The sequence below is a fragment of the Candidatus Symbiopectobacterium sp. NZEC135 genome, from assembly GCF_025962695.1.
The window spans coordinates 1-827 of the sequence record NZ_JAGFPF010000940.1; the positions used below are offsets into that span (position 1 = coordinate 1).

Below are 827 nucleotides of genomic sequence, written 5' to 3' on the forward strand. Positions count from 1 at the left end.
CAAACTTCACTTTTCATGCAAAAAAAATGCATATTGCATCAAATTTCAGCAAGTAGCGGTATCAACGTAGAATCCAAGACGAAACAGCAAGCCCAATGCAGATAATCGCCCTGTCAGGCAGGTTTCTTGAAGATGACAAAATAGAAATAAAAAATTAACAATAAATAAATATTAGCGTTAATTATAGAAACATTTTCATAACACGGATGCCGTGAGCGCTAACACATAGATAACAAAATGAATTAATTGAAAAAAACACATCAAAGATAGAAATGCACCCACAAAGCCGCTCAGCGTTATCTTAAGAAATAACTTACATTTCCATGTCAAAACATGTCCAAGCATGTGGATCTTTACAAAAAGCACTCCTATACCTATTACTCAGATACATAAAAACACCAGCAACACATAACAAAAAGCAATCAAAAATAAGCGATAAGCACATTTTCTCGCACGTCATCACCTGACGCGCGCACGCTGTTGGCGTGGTTTTGTTTCACCCTTTCTCCACCAGGTAATGCTTTAGCGCTCCCCTTTTCCCGGAGCCCCGCATTGAACGGGTCATATCTGCGTATATACCCGTTCAAACCTCAGTGACGAGCGAGAAGAAGGTGAATCATGGCAGAGAGCAACGTTGTCCAAGGGTATATCGGTATCACTGATCGCCGCGGCAGTGGAAATGTCATTCAGCACGTTTCGCCCGACGCAACGGATATCGTATTGCAGCACAGCAGCACGGTTCGAATTCCCGGTTCACCAGACCGCGTTGCTCGCTACGAACGCCAGGGCGACGATCTCATCTTGCATATGCAGGATGGTACTGTTCT

At 43.2% G+C, this 827-nt stretch carries 1 protein-coding gene; it reads left to right on the top strand.

Annotation, left to right across the window (positions count from 1 at the left end):
- Nucleotides 1-618: 618 nt before the first annotated feature.
- The coding region (locus J5224_RS31595; protein ID WP_264628932.1) for a BapA prefix-like domain-containing protein at nucleotides 619-827 on the top strand (209 nt) is incomplete at its 3' end.